At 75.0% G+C, this 16,521-nt stretch carries 15 protein-coding genes and 2 tRNA genes; 13 read left to right on the forward strand and 4 right to left on the reverse strand.

All coding sequences use genetic code 11. The annotated features are described in order from the left end of the window. From FGG90_RS04040 to FGG90_RS04065, 6 genes are all read left to right on the forward strand, one after another. Positions 1-1,395 (forward strand): YcaO-like family protein, encoded by a 1,395-nt coding sequence (locus FGG90_RS04040; protein WP_094130179.1) that lies wholly within the window; start codon positions 1-3, stop codon positions 1,393-1,395. Positions 1,396-1,484: 89 nt separating this feature from the next. Then, complete coding sequence (locus tag FGG90_RS04045) at positions 1,485-2,636, forward strand: FecCD family ABC transporter permease (protein ID WP_237583514.1); 1,152 nt, start codon at positions 1,485-1,487, stop codon at positions 2,634-2,636. Further along, positions 2,633-3,427, forward strand: a complete 795-nt coding sequence (locus tag FGG90_RS04050; protein ID WP_094130176.1) for an ABC transporter ATP-binding protein — start codon at positions 2,633-2,635, stop codon at positions 3,425-3,427. The genes FGG90_RS04045 and FGG90_RS04050 overlap by 4 nt, the downstream gene beginning before the upstream one ends. After that, positions 3,424-4,497: an ABC transporter substrate-binding protein gene (locus FGG90_RS04055; RefSeq protein ID WP_094130173.1), complete on the forward strand. Its 1,074-nt coding sequence runs from the start codon at positions 3,424-3,426 to the stop codon at positions 4,495-4,497. The genes FGG90_RS04050 and FGG90_RS04055 overlap by 4 nt, the downstream gene beginning before the upstream one ends. Further along, positions 4,490-5,791 carry an MFS transporter gene (locus FGG90_RS04060; protein WP_094130170.1) on the forward strand — a complete coding sequence of 434 codons (1,302 nt, stop codon included), beginning with the start codon at positions 4,490-4,492 and terminating at the stop codon, positions 5,789-5,791. Before FGG90_RS04055 ends, FGG90_RS04060 begins: the two co-directional genes overlap by 8 nt. Positions 5,792-5,840: 49 nt before the next feature. Next, a tRNA-Asn gene (locus tag FGG90_RS04065) sits at positions 5,841-5,913 on the forward strand. A gap of 110 nt (positions 5,914-6,023) precedes the next feature. Here FGG90_RS04065 and def read toward each other — a convergent pair. Then, entirely contained in the window at positions 6,024-6,590 is a 567-nt protein-coding gene (def, locus tag FGG90_RS04070; RefSeq protein WP_094130167.1) for a peptide deformylase, read from the reverse strand. Positions 6,591-6,657: 67 nt separating this feature from the next. Here def and FGG90_RS04075 point away from each other — a divergent pair, with 67 nt between their 5' ends. The 3 genes from FGG90_RS04075 to FGG90_RS04085 all read left to right on the forward strand — a co-directional run bounded on the left by FGG90_RS04075 (position 6,658) and on the right by FGG90_RS04085 (position 9,064). Next, on the forward strand, positions 6,658-7,569 hold the full coding sequence (locus FGG90_RS04075) for a DMT family transporter (RefSeq protein ID WP_094130164.1): 912 nt from the start codon (positions 6,658-6,660) through the stop codon (positions 7,567-7,569). A gap of 149 nt (positions 7,570-7,718) precedes the next feature. Further along, complete coding sequence (locus FGG90_RS04080; RefSeq protein ID WP_094130161.1) at positions 7,719-8,978, forward strand: glycosyltransferase; 1,260 nt, start codon at positions 7,719-7,721, stop codon at positions 8,976-8,978. A gap of 12 nt (positions 8,979-8,990) precedes the next feature. Further along, positions 8,991-9,064: transfer RNA gene (locus FGG90_RS04085), tRNA-Ile, on the forward strand. A 120-nt stretch (positions 9,065-9,184) separates the two neighbouring features. Here the strand turns inward: FGG90_RS04085 and FGG90_RS04090 are convergent. The 3 genes from FGG90_RS04090 to gmd are packed head-to-tail and all read right to left on the reverse strand — an operon-like array spanning position 9,185 to position 12,225. Further along, entirely contained in the window at positions 9,185-10,114 is a 930-nt protein-coding gene (locus tag FGG90_RS04090) for a beta-1,6-N-acetylglucosaminyltransferase (protein ID WP_094130158.1), read from the reverse strand. 60 nt (positions 10,115-10,174) lie between these two features. Further along, positions 10,175-11,176: a GDP-L-fucose synthase family protein gene (locus FGG90_RS04095; RefSeq protein WP_094130155.1), complete on the reverse strand. Its 1,002-nt coding sequence runs from the start codon at positions 11,174-11,176 to the stop codon at positions 10,175-10,177. Continuing rightward, on the reverse strand, positions 11,173-12,225 hold the full coding sequence (gmd, locus tag FGG90_RS04100; protein ID WP_094130152.1) for a GDP-mannose 4,6-dehydratase: 1,053 nt from the start codon (positions 12,223-12,225) through the stop codon (positions 11,173-11,175). The genes FGG90_RS04095 and gmd overlap by 4 nt, the downstream gene beginning before the upstream one ends. Positions 12,226-12,386: 161 nt before the next feature. Between gmd and FGG90_RS04105 the strand changes: the two genes are divergently transcribed. The 4 genes from FGG90_RS04105 to FGG90_RS04120 are packed head-to-tail and all read left to right on the forward strand — an operon-like array spanning position 12,387 to position 16,501. Next, positions 12,387-13,676, forward strand: a complete 1,290-nt coding sequence (locus FGG90_RS04105; RefSeq protein ID WP_094130149.1) for a glycosyltransferase family 4 protein — start codon at positions 12,387-12,389, stop codon at positions 13,674-13,676. Beyond that, positions 13,673-14,254, forward strand: coding sequence for an LbetaH domain-containing protein (locus FGG90_RS04110; protein ID WP_094130145.1), 582 nt, complete (start codon positions 13,673-13,675; stop codon positions 14,252-14,254). Before FGG90_RS04105 ends, FGG90_RS04110 begins: the two co-directional genes overlap by 4 nt. Further along, positions 14,251-15,387, forward strand: a complete 1,137-nt coding sequence (locus FGG90_RS04115; protein ID WP_094130142.1) for a glycosyltransferase — start codon at positions 14,251-14,253, stop codon at positions 15,385-15,387. Before FGG90_RS04110 ends, FGG90_RS04115 begins: the two co-directional genes overlap by 4 nt. After that, complete coding sequence (locus FGG90_RS04120; protein ID WP_106408882.1) at positions 15,371-16,501, forward strand: acyltransferase family protein; 1,131 nt, start codon at positions 15,371-15,373, stop codon at positions 16,499-16,501. Before FGG90_RS04115 ends, FGG90_RS04120 begins: the two co-directional genes overlap by 17 nt. Positions 16,502-16,521 lie beyond the last annotated feature (20 nt).

A 16,521-nucleotide genomic window follows, 5' to 3' on the forward strand; every position in this document is an offset into this window, starting at 1 on the left:
ATGGAGACCGCACCCGCACCCGCCGCCGCACCCGGCCTCGCCGCCGCACCCGGCCTCGCACCCGCCGACCCCACGCCCGCCGACCTCGTCGACGCCCGCACCGGGATCGTCCGCCGCGTCGAGCCGCGCGCGACGCCCGCGCACTTCCCGCCCGCCTTCGCGCTCGCCCACGCCGTGCTCGCCGACTCCGCGGCGCACTGCGGCTGGGCCTCCGACGCGTCCGGCGCGGGGCACGCGTTCGCCGACCCGGACGCCGTGCTCGGCGCGGCCGTCGGCGAGGCGGTGGAGCGGTACTGCGGCAACCTCGTGCCGGCGGGCCTCGTCCGCGCCTCCGCGGACGACCTGCGTGCCGCTGCCCGGCCCGTGCTGGATCCCGCCGCGCTCGCCCTGTACTCCGCCGCCCAGCACGCGAGCGGCCGGCTGCCGGTCGTGCCGCTCGACGCGCGCACCGTCGTCGACTGGGCCGAGGGGGAGCGCCTCGGCGCCGCCCCGCATCTGCTCGGCACCGGCGACGCCGTGCTCGTGCCGGCCTCGCTCGTCTGGGTGTCGCACGCGCTCCTGGTGCCGCCCGCCGTGCACCCGATCATGCAGGCGGGCCTCGCGACCGGCCGCTCGGTCGCCGAGGCGCGCTGGGGCGCCCTCTGCGAGGTGCTCGAGCGCGAGGCCATGACCCGGGCGTGGACGGACGGCGCGGGGTTCGAGGAGCTCGACGTGCCGCGGGCGCTGCACGACCTCGCCCGCGGACCCGCCGACGCGCTCTCCTGCCGGTGGCTCCTGCTCCCGTCCGAGGCCGGACCGCCCGTGATCGGCGCGCTCCTCCGCGACGCGCGCACCGGGTACCTCACCCTCGGCATGGCGAGCGGCGGCCGGCCGATGCGCGCCGCGCGCAAGGCGCTGGGGGAGGCGCTGCAGCTCCAGCTGTTCCAGGCCGACCTCGACGATCCGCATGGCCCGTACATGGCCGCGGCCCGGCTGCCGGGCAGCCCGCTGAAGCCGTGGCGCGCCGACCGCGCGTACCGGCTCTCCTACCGGCCGGACCTGTCCGACGTCGTCGACTACGGCTGCCACCTGCAGCTGCACCTCGACCCGGTGCTGCAGCTGGCGTTCCTCGACGAGCTCGACCGGTCGATCACCGGGCGCCGGGCGCTCGCGGACGTCCCGGACCGCTGGGACGGACCCGAGCGGCTACCCGAGCTCGTCACCGCGCTGGGGGACGCGGGCCGCGAGGCGATCGCGGTCGACGTGACCCTCCCGGAGATCCGGCGCGCGGGGCTGCACGTGACGCGCGTCGTCGTGCCGGGCCTCCGCTCGAACGCGCCGCACGCGCTGCCGTTCCTCGGCGGGCCGGATCCCGCGCCGCCCCGCCCGCCGCGCCCCGTGCCGCTGCCGCACTGACCGCGCGCGCCCGGCACCGGCCGCCGCGTCCGCCGCCGCATCCGCCCGATCCTCGCCCGACCACCGCCCGCACCCGACCGAGAGCCGCCATGCCCCCGACCTCCGCCCCGCCCCCGACCACGACCGCGACGCCGTCCGCCGCCGCCGGATCGCCCATCGCCGCACCGACCCCCGCGCGACCCGGCGCCCCGGCCCGGCGCGCGCGGCTCGTGCGTCGGATCCTCGTCCCCGCGCTCGTCCTCTCCGCGCCGCTCGTGCTCGCCGTCGCGATGGGCGTCGGGGCCGTCGCCGTCTCGCCGCCGCACGTGCTGCAGGTCGTCCTGCACCACCTGCTCGGCACCCCGCTCGAGGGGGCGGACCTCGACCCGATCGACGACCAGATCGTCTGGGTGTACCGGGCGCCGCGCGTGCTGCTCGCGCTGGTCACGGGCGCGTCGCTCGCGCTCGCCGGCACGGTGCTGCAGACGCTCATCCGGAACCCGCTCGCCGACCCCTTCGTGCTCGGGATCGCCTCGGGCGCCTCGCTCGGGGCCGTCGCCGCGCTCCTCGTGGGCGCGTCCGCCGCGGGCCTCCTCGCGACCCTCGGCGTGACCGGCGCGGCCTTCGCCGGCGCGATCGGAACCCTCGCGCTCGTGCTGGCCCTCGGGCGGCGCGGCGGCCGCGTGGATCCCGCGCGCCTCGTGCTCGTCGGCGTCTCGATCTCCTCGCTCCTCCAGGCGCTCACGAGCTGGCTGCAGCTGCAGGCCTCGCCCGACCAGATCGCGGGCGTGCTGTTCTGGCTGCTCGGCAGCGTCTCGGGCGCCGCCTGGTCGTCCCTCGCGCTGCCCGTGATCGCGCTGGCCGCGGGCCTCGTGGGCCTCCTCGCGGCGGGGCGCACCCTCGACGCGCTGCTCCTCGGCGACGACCGCGCCGCGTCCCTGGGCGTCGACCTCTCCCGGGCCCGGACGCTCCTCTTCGTGGTGTCGGCGCTCCTCACCGCCGCCGCGGTGTCGGTCGCGGGCGGCGTCGGCTTCGTCGGGCTGATCGCGCCGCACCTCGTCCGGCTCGTCGTCGGCCCCGCGCACCGGCGGCTCCTCCCGCTCGCCGCGCTCGTGGGCGGCCTGTTCCTCGTGCTCGCCGACCTCGCGGGACGCACGCTCACGGCGCCGCGCGAGCTGCCGCTGTCCATCGTCACCGCGCTCGTCGGGGTGCCCGTCTTCCTCGCGGTGCTGCTGCGGTCCGACGCGGGACGCGCGCGATGAGGCTCGCGATCGAGGACGTGTCCGTCCGCATCGGCCGCGCCACGCCCGTCGCGCACGCCACGCTCGAGGCGCGCGACGGCGAGCTCGTCGGGCTGGTCGGCCCGAACGGCAGCGGCAAGTCGACGCTGCTCAAGGCGCTGTACCGCGCGCTGCCCGTCGCCCACGGCCGCGTGCTCGTCGGCGACCGCGACCTCCGCGGCATGCGGCCCCGCGACTCCGCGCGCGTCGTCGCCGCCCTCACGCAGGACCCGGGCGACGACGGCGCGCTCGACGTCCGCGAGGTCGTCGCCACCGGTCTCACCCCGCACAAGGGCGCGCTCGACCGCGACACGGCCGAGGACCGGGAGCTCGTCGACGCCTGCCTCGCGCGCACGGGCGCGACGGCCCTCGCCGACCGCTCCGTCCGGTCGCTGTCCGGCGGCGAGCGCCAGCGGGTGATGCTCGCGGCGGCGCTCGCGCAGCGCCCGCGCATCCTGGTGCTCGACGAGCCCACCAACCACCTCGACGTGGCGACGCAGCTCGAGCTCCTGGACCTCGTCCGGGGACTCGGCGTCACGGTGGTCGTGGCCCTGCACGACCTCAACCTCGCGGCGGCGTACTGCGACCGGATCCACGTGGTGCAGGCCGGCCGCATCGTCGCCGGCGGCACACCCGACGAGGTGCTGCAGCCGCGCCTCATCCGCGACGTCTTCGGCGTCGACGCGCACCTGGGGGAGCACCCCGTCTCCGGTCGCCGCCACCTGTTCTTCAGCTCGCCCCAGCCCACCACGATCCCGGACGGACGCCCATGACCCCCCTCGCCCCCGCCTCATCCACGCCCCCCGCGCATCGGCCGCACGCGCATCGGCCCGCCGCGCCCGGATCCGCGCGCCGCCGCCGCCCGGCCCCGCGCCGGCTCGCCGCCCTCGCCGGCGCCGCCGCCGCGGCCGCCCTGCTCCTCGCGGGCTGCGCCGCCGACACCGCGGGCGCGGGCGCGCCCGACGCGGCCGCGACCTCCGGGCCCGTCTCCGTGGACAGCTGCGACCGCACTCTGTCCTTCCCCACCGGGCCCCAGCGCATCGTCTCGCTCTGGCCGGCCGTGACCGAGATGCTGCTGCAGCTGGGCGCGGCCGACCGGCTCGTCGGGCAGGCGTTCACGGACCAGTCGCCGCCGCTCGACGCGTACCGCGACGCCTACGACCGGGTGCCCGTCCTCGCCACGGGCGCCGTCGACCGCGAGACGCTGCTCGCCGCGCACCCCGACCTCATCGTCGCGGACGGCGAGTACCACTTCGACGGCACCGAGCTGCCGACCATCGACGACCTGGCGGCGCTCGGCATCCGCGTCTACGTCATCAGCTCGTTCTGCCACGGCCAGGTCACCACCGGGCACGTCGACGACGCGGCGACCGACCTCACGGCCCTCGGCACGCTCCTCGGCGCAGAGCCCGCGGCCGCCGACGCCGTCGCCGACCAGCGCGCCCGGCTCGCCGCGGTGGACGACCGCGTGCGGGGCGCGGATCCGGTCGACCTCGCGGTCCTGCAGGTCTTCGACGGCGCCGTCTACGCCGACGCCCGCGGCCTCTACAGCGACGTCGTCGCCCGCGCCGGCGGCCGCGACGTCTACGAGGACGCGCTCCCGGCCGACCAGTACTACGCCGAGGTGAGCGTCGAGGACGTCGCCCGGCGGGACCCGGGCACCATCGTCTTCCTCTACTCGACCGACGCCGAGCGCGACAGCGTGCGCGCCGACCTCGAGGCGCGGCTGCCGGGCGTGCGGGCCGTGCGCGAGGGCCGGATGCTGGCACTGCCCTCCACCGACTTCATCGGCTCCCGCGCGGTCGACGGCGTCGTCGCCCTGGACGCGCTGCTGCATGGCTGACGCGACGGCGGATCCGGCGGACGCGCCCGCCCCGGGACCCGCCCCGAGCGCCACCAGCAGGATGCGCACCTTCGTCCTCTCCCGCGGCGTGTCCTGGGCGGGCAACGCGCTCACGGCCGTGGCGCTCCCCGTGCTCGTCTACACGACCACGGGCGACGCGGCGCTCCTCGGCCTCGTCGCGATGATGGAGGCGCTCCCGTACCTGGTGCTCGCGCTGCCCGTCGGCGCGCTCGTCGACGGCTGGGACGCACGCCGGACGATGCTCGCCACCACCTGGCTGAGCGCCGCGGCGACCGCGACGGTCCCGCTCGCCGCCCTCGGCGGCACGCCGCACCCCGCGCTCCTCGTCGGCGTCGCGGCGGTCGTCTCGTCGCTGTTCGTCTTCTTCGACGCCGCGAGCTTCGCCGCCGTCCCCGCGCTGGCGGGCCGCGACCGCGTCGGCGCCGCGACCACCCGCATGACGACGGTCTACACGGTCATCGGCATCGCGGGGCCCCTGGCGGGCGCGGCCGCGGTCTCGGGGCTCGGCGCGCCCGCGGTCCTCGCGCTCGACGCCCTCAGCTACGCCGCCTCCGCGCTCCTGCTCGCGCGCGTGCGGTGGACGCCCGTCGCGCGGCCCGCGGCGCCGGCCCGCCGTCGCCTCGCCGCGGAGGTCCTCGAGGGGCTCGGCCACATCCGCCGCACCCCGCTCGTCCGCGACCTCACGCTCCTCGGCCTCGGCAGCAGCCTCACCGGGGGAGCGGTGACGGGGACGCTCGTCGTGATGATCGCGCGCGGCCTGCACGAGCCCGCCGACGGCCCGGCCCTCGGCGTGCTCGCCGCCGCGGCCGCGGTCGGCACGCTCGTCGCGTCGCGCGCGCTCGGCGCCGTCCAGCGGCGGCTCGGCGTCGGGGTCGTCGCCATCTGCGCGCTCGCCGCGCAGACCGCCCTCACGGCGGCGTGGGCGGCCGTCGGATCCCTCGTCGTCGCCGTGCTCGTCCTCGCGCCGTGGCAGGCCGCGGCATCGACGGTCGCGCTGTCCGGCATCGTCGTCCGCCAGACCGTGACGCCCGCGCAGCTGCAGGGCCGCGTCAACACGACGGCGCGCATGGTCGCCTGGGGCGGCCAGCCCGTCGGCGCCGGCCTCGGCGGCCTGCTCGCGGCCTCCGTCGGCATCCGCGTCGCGATCCTCGTCACCGGCCTCGGGGCGCTCGCGTCGCTCGTCGGGGCGCTCGCCTCGGGGCTCCGCCGGGCCCCGCGGCTGGCCGACCTGCCGGTCCCCGACGCCGCGGACGCCCCGGACCACCCGAGGTGATCGGAGGCGCCTGAATTCTTTGCTACGCTTTCCAGGTTGCTCCACGTGATCCTCGATAGCTCAATTGGCAGAGCAGCCGGCTGTTAACCGGCAGGTTGTTGGTTCGAGTCCAACTCGGGGAGCGAAGGCCTCGCGGCTCCACCCGCGGGGCCTTTTCCTTTCCCCGCATGCACGGCGCACGGCACACGCCGGGAGCGGCGCCGGTCGCGACCGACGCCGCGCCCCGCGCGCCTCAGTCCTCCAGGTGGTCGCGCCCCGGGAGCCACGAGTTGCCGGGCACGCCCCATCCGCTCTTCCGGATGACCTTCGCCACGGGCTTGCGGTGCTCGTGCGCGAGCCGGTCGGTGTAGAGCAGGCCGTCGAGGTGGTCGAACTCGTGCTGCAGGATCCGCGCGAACCAGCCCTCCGCCTCGATCTCGAACGGCCGCCCGTCGAGGTCGACCGCGTGGAGGATCGCCCGCTCGGCGCGCACCAGCGGGAAGCGCTCGCCCGGGAACGACAGGCAGCCCTCCTCCTCGAGGTCCTCGTCGGCGTCGCGCACGGCGACGGGCGTGATGAAGAGGTCGGGGTTCACGGCGACCCCGCGGAGCGGCTCGCCCGCCTCGGTCTCGTAGGAGTACACGAAGACGCGCAGCGGCACGCCCACCTGGGGCGCCGCGAGGCCCACGCCCGGCGCCTCGTCCATCGTCAGGAACATGTCGGCGACGAGGGCGCGGAGGTCGTCGTCGAAGGCCTCCACCTCCCGGGCGCGGGCGTGCAGGACGGGGTCTCCGGTGATCCGGATGGGGAGGACGGGCATGCTGCCGATGATAGGCGCGCTACCGTGGCGGGCTGTCCGCCGCCGAGGCGGCCGGTAGGGTCGGGGAGTGGACTTCGACGCCGGCCCCGTGCTCCAGGCAGCATCGCTCACCCCGTACCAGGCGCTCGGCATCCCCATCGCGCTCGTCGGCGCGGTCTTCCTCTCCGTCGGCGCGCAGCTGCAGTCGCAGGGAGTGGCCAAGATGGAGGCGCGCGGGAAGAAGAGCACGGCGGGCCTCAGCCTGCGGCAGCTCGGCGCGCTCCTCGGCCGGCCCTCGTGGGTCGCCGGCACCGTGATGCTCGGCCTCGCCATCGTGCTGCAGCTCACGAGCCTCCGCCTCGCCCCGCTCATCGTGGTGCAGCCGCTCGGCGCCGTCGCGCTCGTGGTCACCGCCATCCTCAACTCCCGGGCCACGGGCAAGCGGCTCGACCGCAAGGCCAAGCGCGCGGTGGCGCTCTGCATCGGCGGCGTCGGCCTGTTCGTCGTCTTCGCGGCCGTGTTCGCCAAGGAGACGCCCATCCAGACGCCCGAGCTCATCACGATCCTGGTGATCCTCGCGCTGGTGCTCGCGATGCTCGGCGGCCTCTTCCTCTACTTCCGCCGCCGCGTGCAGGCGATCTTCTACATCATCAGCGCGGGCGTGCTCTACGGCTTCGTCGCGACGCTCGCCAAGGTCGTCATCAACCGCATCACGATCGGCGCCTTCGACGCGCTCACGGTCGTCTGCGTCGTCGCGCTCGTCGCGGCCACGCTGCTCGGCGCGTACTTCGTGCAGACCGCGTACTCGTCCGGACCGCCCGACCTCGTCATCGCCGGCCTCACCGTCGTCGACCCGCTCGTCGCGGTCTGCATCGGCGTGACGATCCTCGGCGAGGCGGCCGACGCGCCCGTCTACGCGAGCGTCATGTTCCTCGTCGCGGGGGCGGTCGCGGTCGTCGGCGTCTTCCAGCTGGCGAAGCACCACCCGCACACGACCTGACGTCCCGGCGAGCCCACCGGCCGTCCTCGCGGCGTCCGGTGCGCCGCGCGGCCGCCGCGGAACACCTGCGATACGTTGCCTTTCGACACCCGGTCCCCGCCCCACGAGGGTGACGGATCCGGACGCCGACACCCCTGGAGAGACACCTCGTGCCGAACACCTCGGACCCGAACGCCCAGCACCCCGTTGATCCCGAACGCCCGTTGCGCATCGTCATCGGCGCGGACACGTTCCCGCCGGACGTGAACGGCGCCGCCCGGTTCGCGGAGCGGCTGGCGGCCGGCCTCGTCCGTCGCGGCCACGAGGTCCACATCGTCGCCCCGGCGGCCAGCCGCAAGCACGGCACGTGGACCGAGCTGCACGACGGCGAGGAGGTCACCGCGCACCGGCTGCGCAGCTGGCGCTGGTACCCGCACGACTGGCTCCGGTTCGCCCTGCCGTGGACCATCAACCAGAACAGCGCGCGGATCCTCGACGCCGTCCAGCCCGACGTCGTCCACTTCCAGTCGCACATCGTGACGGGCCGCGGCCTCAGCATCGAGGCGGCGAAGCGCGGCATCCGCATCATCGGCACGAACCACTTCATGCCCGAGAACATGCTCCAGCACACGCTGCTGCCGGTGGCGTGGCAGGACAAGGCGATCAAGGCCGCCTGGCGTGCCGCGCGCCGCACCTTCGGGCGCGCCGAGGCCGTCACCACGCCGACCCACCGTGCCGCGCAGTTCCTGGAGCGGTACACCGGTCTCACCGATGTGATCGCGATCTCCTGCGGCATCGACGCCGGCAACTACACGCCCGACTTCACGCCGCGCACGCGCAACCGCATCGTCTTCGTCGGCCGCGTGACGGGGGAGAAGCAGATCGACGTGCTGCTCCGCGCGTTCGCGCTCCTGCCCGCCTCGCTCGACGCCGAGCTCGAGATCGTCGGCGGCGGCGACCAGAAGAACGCGCTCGAGAGGCTGGCCGCGGAGCTCGGCATCGCCGACCGCACCACCTTCACCGGCTACGTCACCGACGAGGAGCTGCGCCGCGCGTACACCCGGGCCACGGTGCTCGCGATGCCGAGCATCGCCGAGCTGCAGTCCATCGTCACGATGGAGGCGATGGCGTCCGCGCTGCCCGTCGTCGCGGCCGACGCGATGGCGCTGCCGCACCTCGTGCACGACGGGGAGAACGGCTACCTGTTCCGCCCGAGCGACGCGGGCGACCTCGCCGCCAAGCTGCGGAAGGTGCTCGAGCTGCCCGAGGAGGAGCTCCAGCGGATGAAGCGCGAGAGCCTCGCCGTGGTCGCCAGCCACGACATCGAGCGCACGATCTCGACGTTCGAGAGCCTGTATCGTGGGGAGCCCGTGGCCGCCCCGGTCACGGACGAGGCACGCGGACGCACGGACGGCTCAGGTGCCGCCTAGGCCTCCCGACTCGGGGCGGTAGCTCAGCTGGTCAGAGCAGCGGACTCATAATCCGTCGGTCATGGGTTCAAGTCCCATCCGCCCTACTCCCGCGCAGCAGGATCCGGGATCCGTCCTCGGGTCTCCTGCGTCCTCGGCGGACCGCATGCGACGCCGGTCCGCCCGGCCGACCCGCCGAGGCCGTGCGACCCGCCCGCCGCGTCGGGCTACCGCTCCGCGTGCAGGAGCTCGCGGTCGATCCGGTCGAGGAGCGCGGCGCTCCGCCCGGTCTCGAGCTTGCGCAGGAACCACCCGGACGACGCCGCCACCTCGGGCCAGTCCGCCTCCGTGTAGACCTTGGTGAGCGACGGGTCGATGTGGTGGAGGTTGGCGTAGCGCCAGTTGCCCGGGCCCGCGTAGGGCTCGGAGCCGTCCGCGTGCGGACCGCCCGTCTCCCGTCCGCGCGCGGAGTTGAGGGCCAGGGACTGGTAGAACTTCTCCTCCGCGACGAAGACCCGACGGAAGTAGCGCTCGATCGCGGGCGTCACCGACGCCTCGAGCTCCGCCGCGAAGCCCGCCGTCATCGCGAAGTGCGTCACGCCGTGCGCGACGTGGAAGCCCGCGGGCGGCCGGAGCGGGCCGGCGGCGCGGGACGCGGACTCGAGCACCCGGATCGCGGCGTTGCGCGCGCGCCGCAGCCGCGGATCCGTCGTGCGGGCGCTGAGGAGCGCGAGGTCGCGGTGGTACCGGCGGTCGACCTGCGCGGTGTACTTCTCCTCGGATCCCGCCACGTCGAAGTAGCGCAGGAACTGCTTCCCGCCCGACCCGGCGAGCATCGCCTCGAGCTCCGCCACCGGCCGGATCGGGTAGTCCTGCCCGGACAGGAGCACGAGGTGCTCCTCCGGGCGGGCGCGCGCGATGCCCGCGGCGACCAGCCGCCGGATGGCCTCCACCTGCGAGTACCCACCCCAGTTGACCCGCACGCGGTCCGCGAGGAACTCGACGCGGTCCCGGTCCTCCGCCGCGAGGGCCGCGACGAAGGGCGCCTGGTCCACCTTCCGGTCGACGTGCACGACGACCGGGTGCGGTGCGAGCCGACGGATCGTCCGCGCGAGCAGCTCCGGCTCGCGGAACGTGTAGATCAGGAAGACGGACATCGGGCACCTGTCTGTGGGCGGTTCCTCGTTCGGCGGGTGCGGCCCGGGGCCGCCGCGGCGCTACTCGCGCAGCGTCGTGATGTGCTCGCGGTACCACTCCACGGTGGAGCGCAGCCCCGCGTCGAGCCCGATGGACGCGGTCCAGCCGGCGTCCGCGAGCTTGGAGACGTCGAGCAGCTTCTGGGGCGTGCCGTCGGGCTTCGTGGTGTCCCACTCGGTGCGTCCCTCGAAGCCGACGACGCGCGCGATGGTCTCGGCGATCTCGCGGATCGTGACGTCGCTGCCCGTCCCGACGTTGACCTGCTCGGGCCCGTCGTAGTGCTCCATCAGGTGCAGGCACGCGGCGGCCATGTCGTCGACGTGCAGGAACTCGCGGCGCGGCGAGCCGGTGCCCCAGTTCGTGACGGACTCCGCGCCCGATGCGCGCGCCTCGTCGTAGCGGCGGATGAGCGCCGGCAGCACGTGCGAGCCCTGCGGCGAGAAGTTGTCGCCGGGGCCGTAGAGGTTCGTCGGCATCGCCGAGATCCACGGCAGGCCGTACTGGCGGCGCACGGCCTGGATCTGCATGATGCCCGCGATCTTCGCGATCGCGTAGGCGTCGTTGGTGGGCTCCAGGTGCCCGGTGAGGAGGCTGTCCTCCGTGATGGGCTGCGGCGCGAGCTTCGGGTAGATGCACGAGGAGCCGAGGAACAGCAGCCGCTCGACGCCGTGGGCCAGGGCCGCGTCGAGCACGTTGACCTGGATCCGCAGGTTGTCGCTGAGGAAGTCGACGGGGTAGGTGCTGTTCGCGAGGATGCCGCCGACCTTGGCCGCCGCGAGCACCACGTGCACGGGCCGCTCCGAGGCGAAGAACGCGAAGACGGCGTCGCGGTCCTTCAGGTCGAGCTCGGCGGACGTGCGGCCCACGACGTCGGTGAACCCCTCCGCCTCGAGCCGTCGGACGATGGCGGAGCCGACGAGGCCGCGGTGGCCGGCCACGTAGATCCGCGCGGACCGGTCCAGCGGGGCGGGCGTGAAGGCGACGGCGTCGCGCTCGTCGGCCACGCGCTCGGCGCCGGTCACGCCTGGTCCGCCGTGGACTCGGCCGTGCCCCAGCTGGCGAGGCGCACGGTGTCGATCCACGGGCTGCCCTCGGCCTCGAGGGCCTGGATGTCGGCGTCGACCATGATGCGCGCGAGCATCGTGGTGTCGACGGTCGCCTCCCAGCCGAGCTTCTCGCGCGCCTTCGAGGCGTCGCCGACGAGCGCGTCGACCTCGGTGGGCCGGAGGTACCGCGGGTCGAAGCGCACGTGCTCGGACCAGTCGAGGCCGGCGTGCGAGAACGCGGTCTCGAGGAAGTCGCGCACGGTGAAGTTGCCGCCGGTGGCGAGGACGAAGTCGTCGGGCTCGTCGGCCTGCAGCATCCGCCACATGCCCTCGACGTACTCCGCGGCGTAGCCCCAGTCGCGGATGCTGTCGAGGTTGCCGAGGTAGACGTGGTCCTGCTTCCCGGCCTTGATGGCCGCGACCGCGCGCGTGATCTTGCGCGTCACGAACGTCTCGCCGCGGCGGGGCGACTCGTGGTTGAAGAGGATGCCGTTCACGGCGAACATGTCGTACGCCTCGCGGTAGTTCTTCGTGATCCAGAAGCTGTAGAGCTTCGCGGCTCCGTAGGGCGAGCGCGGGTAGAACGGCGTGGTCTCGCTCTGCGGCGGGGGAGTGGCCCCGTACAGCTCGCTCGAGGAGGCCTGGTAGAAGCGGGTCTCGATGCCCGAGAGGCGCACGGCCTCGAGCAGGCGGATGGTGCCGGTGCCCGTGGTGTCCGCGGTGTGCTCCGGCTCGTCGAAGGAGACGCGCACGTGCGACTGCGCCGCGAGGTTGTACACCTCGTCGGGCTGGATCTGCATCATGAGCGTCGTGAGGCGCGAGCCGTCGCTCAGGTCCCCGTAGTGCAGGAAGAGCTTCGCGCCGTCCTCGTGCGGGTCCTGGTACAGGTGGTCGATGCGCGACGTGTTGAACGTCGACGAGCGGCGGATGAGGCCGTGGACCTCGTAGCCCTTCCGGAGCAGCAGCTCCGCCAGGTACGAGCCGTCCTGCCCGGTGATGCCGGTGATGAAAGCCTTCTTGGCCATGGATCCCCCCAGATGTCCGTTCGGCGGCGCCCGCGGAGTCGCTCCGCGTCGGCCGGCCGTCCCGACGAATCTACTGGTCTCGGCGCTGGGCCCGGGAATCGGGGAGCGCCGCGGGGCGCAGGATTCACGCCATCGAAACATCGAGGGGTCACAATGTCCTCATGGGGGATCTTCGAACGACCGACGCTGCCCGCACGCGCGCGGCGGACGACCTGGGGGGCCTCGCGGTCTGCCTGGTCGGCATCAACTACTGGCCGGAGACCACGGGCATCGCGCCGTACACGACCGCGATGGCCGAGGCGCTGACGGACGCGGGGGCGACGGTGCACGTCGTCACGGGCATCCCGCACTACCCGCAGTGGAAGCTGCAGGACGCCAGGTACGAGCGCGGCCGGCGCTGGGAGGAGATGCGCGACGGCGTCCGCATCACCCGCGTCCGCCACGCCATCCCCGAGACCCCCGACCTCGTCGGCCGCGCGAAGCTCGAGGCCTCGTTCCTGCAGGGCGCGCTCCGCGAGGTGCGCCGGGACCGCAGCGACGTCGTGATCGCGGTCACCCCCTCGCTCGCCGGACTCGCCGCCGGGGCGCTCGGCCACGGCCGGCGCCCGTTCGGCGTCCTCGTCCAGGACCTCACCGGCAACGCCGCGGGGGAGTCGGGCACCACGGGCGGCCGGGCGTCGCGGCTGATCGCGTCGGGGGAGTACGCGCTGCTCCGCCGCGCCGACCGCATCGGCGTCATCACCCCGCGCTTCGGCGACCTCCTCATCCAGCAGGGCGTCGCCGACGAGGGCATCGTCAGCCTCCCGAACTTCACGCACATCACCCCCGTCGACGTCTCCACGGCCGCCGCGCGCACGCGCCTCGGCTGGACCCGCGACGCGTTCACCGTGGTCCACACCGGCAACATGGGCATGAAGCAGGGCCTCGACTCGGTCGTCGAGGCCGCCCGCCTGTCGGACGCGCGCGACCTCGGCATCGAGTTCGTGCTCGTGGGCGACGGCAACCAGCGGGCCGCGCTCGAGGAGCAGGGAGCCGGGATCCGCTCGCTCCGGTTCGTGCCGTCGCTCGACGGCGACGACTACCCCTACGCGCTGGCGGCCGCCGACGCGCTCCTGCTCAACGAGAAGCCCGGCGTGCGCGAGATGAGCATGCCGTCGAAGCTCACGTCCTACACGAGCAGCAGACGGCCGATCATCGCGGCCGTCGAGGACGGCGGGATCACGGAGGGCGTGGTCCGCGAGCACGGGGCGGCGGCGATCATCCCGCCCGGCGACCCGGAGCGGCTGCTGCAGGCCGCGCAGGACCTCCGCTGCGACGCCGCGCAGGCGGCCGACCTCACGTCCGCCGCCCAGCGCATGTTCCAGAACCGCTACTCGCCCGTCAGCGCCCACGCCCGCTACGTGCGCTTCGCCCAGCAGCTGGCCGGGCTGCGCAGCGGGGTCTCCGCGTGAGCGCGGACGCCCGGCGCGCCACCACCGTGCCCGTCATCGACCTCTCCCGGGCGCCGGGCGAGCGGCAGTCCTGGGACCGGCCGAGGCGCACGGTGTACCTGTGGGCGGTCGTCGAGCTCCTGCTGGTCACGAACCCGTGGCAGATCAGCTCGGCGCTGCGCGTCCGCGCGCTCCGGGCGTTCGGCGCCGAGATCGGCGACGGCGTGGTGTTCCGGCCCCGGACGCGCGTGAAGTTCCCGTGGAAGCTGCGCATCGGCGACCGGTCGTGGATCGGCGAGGGCGTCTGGTTCCACAACCAGGACCTCATCACCGTGGGCCACGACGTCGTCCTCTCCCAGGAGACGATGCTCACCACCGGCAGCCACGCGCACCGACGGGACATGGCGCTCGTCACGCGGCCCATCGTCATCGAGCCCGGGGCCTGGATCACGTCCCGCTGCATGGTGCTCGGCGGCGCCCACGTCGGCCGCTCCGCGCTCGCCCGTCCGATGACCGTCGTCTCCGGCGACGTGCCCGACGGCGCCGTGGTGTCCGGGCCCGACGGCGCCGTGGTCGGCTCGCGCTTCCCCGCCTCGTGACGCGCCCGCTGCGCATCGCGCACGTCATCCCCTACGTCTCCGCGGACGGCGCGTTCGGGGGCCCGGTCTCCGTCGCCGTCGAGCAGTCCCGCGAGCTCGCCCGCCAGGGGCACAGCGTGGTGCTCATCGCCGGCTGGGACGGCGAGGTGGAGCTCGGGGTCGCCGGCGTCGACGTGCGCCTCTTCCGCGCCCGCGCCCTCCCGGGCCTCGGCTTCAGCGGCCTCCTGTCGGGCGCGCTCCTCGCCGGCCTCCGCCGCCACGTCCGCGAGTTCGACGTGGTCCACCTCCACCTGGGCCGGCACCTGCTGGCCCTCGCCGCGGCCGACGTCTGCCGTCGGGCGGGCGTGCCCTACGTGCTGCAGACCCACGGCATGGTCGCCGAGGACGCGCGGGCGAGGTCGCGCGCGCTCGACGCGCTGGCCGTGCGGCGCGCCCTGGCCGGGGCGCGGGCCGTGCTGGCCCTCACCGACGAGGAGGAGCGCGGGCTCGGCGTCGTCTCCCGGGGACGCGCGCGCGTCGTGCGCATCCGCAACGGGGTGTCGCCCGCGTCGGTGGCGCGCCCGCGCGACGCCGACCGCGATCCCGAGGTGCTCTTCCTCGCCCGCCTGCACCCGCGCAAGCGCGTGCTGGCGTTCGCGGAGGCGGCGGCGCTCCTGCACGGGCGCGGGGTCCGCGCGCGCTTCGCCGTGGTCGGGCCGGACGAGGGCGACCTCGCCGCGCTGACCGCGTTCGTCGCCGCGCATCCGGGCCTGCCGCTGGCGCATGAGGGCAGCATCGCCCCCGGGACCTCCGGCGCGCGCCTGGCGGCCGCCGACGTGTACGTGCTGCCGAGCGTCCGCGAGGTCTTCCCGATGACCGTGCTGGAGGCCATGGCGGTGGCGACGCCCGTGGTCATGACCCGGGACTGCGGCATCGCCGACGAGCTCGAGGCCTTCGGGGCGGCCGCCGTCACCGACGGCTCGGCCGAGGAGCTGGCGGATGCCGTGGAGGCGATCCTCACCCGGGAGCCCGTCCGCGACGCGCTCGTCGCCGGCATGCGCCGCGCCGTCGCCGAGTCCTTCGGCATCCGGGCGGTGGTCGACGGCCTGGTCGACGTCTACGACGCGGGCCGGGGCGATGTCGTCCGCCCCTGAGCCCCCCCCCGCCGTCGCGTCCGGGCAGCCGGCCCGCCTCGACCGCCTCACGAGCCTGCGGTTCGTCGCGGCGCTCGTGGTCTTCGGCTTCCACGGGCTGGTGTTCTTCGAGGGCGACACGCTCCGGGTCCTCGACGTCCTGTTCGGCCAGGGCCGGAGCGGGGTGACCTTCTTCTTCGTCCTCAGCGGGTTCCTGCTCGCCTGGTCGTCGCGACCCGCGGATCGCGCGGTGCCGTTCTACCGGAGGCGCTTCGCGCGCATCTACCCCGCCTACCTCGCGTCGCTGCTGTTCGCCGCCGCGCTCTGGGCCGTGCTCGACCCCGCCTCGCTCGGGCGGGGACCCCTCACGCCGTTCCTCCTGCAGGCGTGGGCGCCGACGTCGGACTCCTACTTCGCCGTCAACGTGCCCGCGTGGTCGCTGTCCGTCGAGGCGTTCTTCTACCTGGCGTTCCCGTTCCTCATCCGCGGCCTCCGACGGCTGACGACCCGCGGGCTGGCGCTCCTGCTCGTGCCGATGGTCGCCGTCCCGGTGGCGCTGGCCGCGCTCGTCTCCCGGGACGCGGGCGCGACGGGCCTCGACGCGGACACCGTCTCGATCTGGCTCGCCTACTACTTCCCGCCGTCGCGGCTCCCCGAGTTCGTGGTGGGCATGATCCTCGGCGTGCTGGCGCGGAGGGACGCGCTCCCCGCGGTGGACTGGCACGCCGCCGTCGCGCTGGCCGCGGCCGTCTACCTCTCCGTGGGCGTGTGGCCGTCGGCCTACGGCGTCGCAGCGCTCGTGGTGCTCCCGTTCGGCCTGCTGATCGTGGCGGCGGCCCAGCGCGACGTCGCCGGGACGCCGGGCCTCCTGCGGGCACGGCTGCCGGTGCAGCTCGGGGAGGCGTCCTACTGCTTCTACCTGCTGCACCACGTGTTCGTCATCCGCCTCGCCCAGCCGGGGTTCCGCGACCTCGGGCTCGACGGGGCGCCCGCGTTCGCGCTCGCGCTCGTCCTAGCCCTGGTGGGCGCGTCCCTGCTGCACCGCCTGGTGGAGCTGCCCGGCGACCGGCTCCTGCGCGGGGCACGACGGCGCGGACCCGCCACGGGGACGCCGACCCCGACCGCCGCCCGCTGAGCTCCGCGCTACCTGCCCGG

Origin of the sequence: Clavibacter michiganensis subsp. tessellarius, assembly GCF_021922985.1 — a bacterium.
Classification (GTDB): domain Bacteria; phylum Actinomycetota; class Actinomycetes; order Actinomycetales; family Microbacteriaceae; genus Clavibacter; species Clavibacter tessellarius.